The organism is Halanaerobium sp. (assembly GCF_003070835.1).
The window spans coordinates 1-4,220 of record NZ_QBLR01000291.1 but is presented as its reverse complement, the minus strand read 5'-3'; the positions used below and the strand labels follow the sequence as shown (position 1 = coordinate 4,220).

General features: G+C 34.7%; 3 protein-coding genes and 3 pseudogenes. All 6 read right to left on the bottom strand.

Annotation, left to right across the window (positions count from 1 at the left end; genetic code table 11):
• Positions 1-231: 231 nt before the first annotated feature.
• Positions 232-869: pseudogene (locus CI949_RS21020) on the bottom strand (hypothetical protein); the annotation flags it as partial.
• A 155-nt stretch (positions 870-1,024) separates the two neighbouring features.
• Complete coding sequence (locus CI949_RS17600; protein ID WP_089717190.1) at positions 1,025-1,558, bottom strand: hypothetical protein; 534 nt, start codon at positions 1,556-1,558, stop codon at positions 1,025-1,027.
• Positions 1,559-1,718: 160 nt separating this feature from the next.
• Positions 1,719-1,931: a phenylpyruvate tautomerase MIF-related protein gene (locus tag CI949_RS17595; RefSeq protein WP_089717193.1), complete on the bottom strand. Its 213-nt coding sequence runs from the start codon at positions 1,929-1,931 to the stop codon at positions 1,719-1,721.
• Positions 1,932-2,064: 133 nt separating this feature from the next.
• Positions 2,065-2,340, bottom strand: coding sequence for a metal-sensitive transcriptional regulator (locus CI949_RS17590; RefSeq protein WP_089717195.1), 276 nt, complete (start codon positions 2,338-2,340; stop codon positions 2,065-2,067).
• 72 nt (positions 2,341-2,412) lie between these two features.
• Positions 2,413-3,852 (bottom strand): annotated as a pseudogene (locus CI949_RS17585) (copper-translocating P-type ATPase); the annotation flags it as partial.
• A gap of 30 nt (positions 3,853-3,882) precedes the next feature.
• Positions 3,883-4,220: pseudogene (locus CI949_RS17580) on the bottom strand (transposase); the annotation flags it as partial.

Below are 4,220 nucleotides of genomic sequence, written 5' to 3'. Positions count from 1 at the left end.
CTTTAATATTAAAAGAGAATTTAATTTTGTTTACTTAAAAAATAGTGTTTTTGAAGATCAATATCATGAATACTTTGAGTTATTTAACAATTTTAGAGAATAACAAACTAAAACTGCCCTACTTAAATCTAAATTAAACAGAGCAGCTTTATAAAAATTTACTATATAATTTGTAAAGTTTTATAAATCCTCCACCAGCTTATCACTTAAAGCAAGCAGCTCATCTTTTTGCTGCAGGACAATTAAATCCGCTCTAATTTTTCCTGATTTTTTATCATAAACTCTAATTAATTTTTCATCACCTGGATTGGTCATTTTTTCAACATTATCTGACAGCTTTATTTTAGGCTATCATTATACTCACTCATCTTATAAACTGCACCAAAAGCCGGACAAGCATTGGGCACACCGGATTTTAAAGTATCATATGTATCTACTAAGAGTATAGCACTATCGGGAAAATTTTAAGCATAAGTCCTAAAAGATTCTAATTCACTTGCAAAACTCATCATCCAGCTGTGAGCATGAGTTCCGCTTACCTTAACTCCAAATTTCTTACCTGTCAAAACATTGAAGCTGCCTCATTAATTCTGGCTGCTTTAGTGACAATTAATGCCTGGTGGTTAATAAAATTCAAAAGTGGAGTTTCCAATAATTGCGCCTGTAAAATGGTTGCTTCTACTTTAAGCAGAGGTTCTTTTGTAAAAACAACACTCCCCTCCCGGCACCGAATAAATATCACCTGTAAACTTAAAATTTCTCAAATAATTTAAAAATCTTTCATTAAAAACCTGAGTTTTTAAATAGGAAATATCATCTTCTTTAAATTTAAAGTTTTCTACAAATTCAATAATCTGCTCTAAACCTGCATTTCTTTATCACCACTTGTCCATAAAATAACTAAACTGTCTTCTACTGCCACTATAATCTTCTATTTACTACTCAAACTTCGCATTTGATGAAAAAATTTGCATGCGAAGTCTGAGTAATAATAATTATATCATATTAAGCTTTTTATAATATTTTACCGTACCCCTATCTCACCGGTGACTTCACTATCTGCAGTAATCTCTGCTGAATCCTGATATTCTTGACTGGCATAATAAATATTACCTTCAACTGTTGCATCATAAAGTGTAAAACCATTTGTTTCTACAACAATATCTCCTTTAAAGACACCACCCTGAAATCTAGTGTTTGGACTTTGAATAATCATCTGTGGAGCTGTAATTGTATATCTGTCAGTTACATTGCGGTCATCATCCTGAGCATAAGCCGCTATTTTACGATAAACATCATTTTCCGAATCTCCACCATTATAAAATGTACCTTCAACTACTATTTCTTCTTCAAAAGTTAAATCATTTAGGGTAGCAATTATCCAGTTTCCATCAGCACCAATGGCTTCTTTAAAAGCCTCTTCCTCATTAACTATAGAAGCAGTAGTTACAGTATCAGCTGCTTCCTGCTGATTTTCTTCTGTTGCATTACCACCACACGCCGCCAGTAGAAAAAGTCCCAGAACAATAACCGCTACCAGAACTAATTTTTTTCTCATTTTAATGTCCTCCTTTTTAATTCATACTTCAATTTAAACAGATCTACTCACTCAGAATGACAGGCTGAACGTGTAGAAAAGTCAACTTAATCTAAATATATCATAGATACCTCACAATTAACTCAAATACTCACTAGCCCTTAGGGCTGCCTTTGCACCTTTAAAAAGTGCCTCCATCCCAGCCCCACATTGCACCTGGAACAGCTGTTTTTTCTGTGCTGCCGCCAAAAGCCATCTTAAGATCTGACTTCAAAGCTGTCATAATATATGATTCCGATTTCCCCAGTCTTTCTGCCAACTCAACTGATAGTTTCTTTAATATTTCTTTCTCATTTTCTGCTTTCTGATTGGTCTGAATTTTAATATACGGCATTAAAATCACTCCCTCTTTAAATTAAGTTTATCTCTTAAATACTAGCTCATTCTCAGTTTTAAATTTAACTTCAACTTTCAAATTCATCATCTTTTTATGAACTAATCTTAGAATTTAAATATCAAATCTTAAATCAATCAGTGAATTTTGCAAGTACATTCATTAATTCATCGATAATTTCATCGCCCTCTTCATTTTTAACTGCTCTCTGTACACATCCGTGCACATGTTTATCAAGGATTTTAAGACCAACCTTTTTGAGTCCACCCTGAACGGCATTTATCTGATGCAAAATATCAACACAGTATTTTTCTTCATCTACCATCCGCTGCAGACCCCGAACCTGACCCTCTATTCTTCTTAAACGAGTTATTAACTCTTTTTTATCCAGATCACATAAGGAATTCATCAAATCACTCCCCATTCTATTTTTTCACTTCAAATTTAATTATTTTAAATTTATCTTTTAATAATTCTAGCTTTAATTTTCTTTATAATCTGCCTGGACATTTTCGCGCCTCAAGAGATTGGCATTTGTGACAACACTGATTGAACTTGTGGCCATTGCCATTTCTGCAATTACCGGATGCAGCAGTCCTAAAATAGCAACCGGAATTGCAATTAAATTGTAGAAAAAGGCCCAGAATAAATTCTGTTTAATTTTTCTAAAAGTGGCCCGTGAAAGTTTAACTGCTGTAATTACAGAAGATAAATCTCCTCTGACCAGGGTAATATCTGATGACTCAATTGCAATATCTGTACCGGTACCAATTGCTATGCCAACATTTGCCTGAGTTAAAGCCGGTGCATCATTGATTCCATCACCAACCATGGCAATAATTCCGAATTCAGACTGCAGTTCTTTTACCTTATCTACTTTACCATCAGGCATTACTTCGGCAACTACATGATCAATTCCAACTTCTTTTGCTATTGCCTCTGCTGTCCGCTGATTATCACCGGTAATCATTGCTGTTTCTAAGCCCAATTTTTTGAGTTCAGCAATTGCCTGAACAGAATCTTCTTTTAAAGCATCTGCTACAGCAACTATTCCCAGCATTTTACCATCAGCTGCAGCCAGCATTGCAGTCTTTGCTTCATTTTCCAGTCTTTTTAATTCTTCTTCAAAATCAGAAGTATCTATATTATTTGCTTCCATTAATTTTCTGCTGCCGACAAGTACATCTTTACCTTCAACCTCTGCTTTAACTCCTTTACCAGTTACAGAGTTGAAATTTTTAATATCTTTTATTTCAATTTCTCTGTCTTTAGCGCCTCGAACTATTGCCTCTCCCAGAGGGTGTTCAGAACCAGCTTCTACACTTGCAGCCAGCTGCATTAATTCCTGTTCACTGCTTTCTGGTGCTGCAGTTATATCTGTTACCTCCGGCTTACCCTTGGTGATAGTTCCAGTCTTATCAAAAACGATAGTATGAACATCCTTCATAGTCTGGATAGCCTCACCTTTACGGATTAAAACTCCATTTTCAGCTCCAATGCCGCTTCCAACCATCAGTGCAGTTGGAGTTGCGAGTCCTAAAGCACAGGGACAGGCAATTACTAAGACAGCAATTGTTGCAAAGATTGCTAGAGTAAATGTTCCCAACGTCGGATCAACCCAGGGCAGAAAAGATTGAGCCCAGAATCCAACTTCTCTTAAAGCATCAGGAAAGATCAACCATATTACAAGAGTCGAGGCTGCTATAATTAAAACCGTTGGCACAAAGATACCTGTTATTTTATCAGCAAATTCCTGAATTGGAACTTTAGTACCCTGAGCTTCCTCAACCATTTTTACTACCTGAGAAAGAAAGGTATCCTTACCAACTTTAGTGGCCTTAACTTTAATCAATCCATTCTGATTAACTGTAGCACCGATTACCTCATCACCTTCAGCTCTTTTTACAGATAGAGTTTCCCCAAAATCACAATTAATAACCTTTTTATATCCTTAACATTGCTGCAAACTGAACAGGTTAGGCTGTTGTGATCTTTTAAATTTGATATTTGAATTTAAAAAACTTTTTATTCCTGTACAGCTCTTTTTTAAAATTTCAAATATACCATCTGCTATAGCGTAATAATCAAAGTTGGGAATATCATATATTCTTTTAGCTAATTTTGATATCCATAAACTCAATTTAGTAGTATTTCTTTTTTCTGAAAGCATAGCAATAAAACCGATTAAAATTGTTAAAATCAAATCCATTGTTCTGATACTATTTAAAGATCTCACCCTAATATTTTCTAAATCAAACTGCTGTTTTTTGAATCTGAAATATTCTTCAA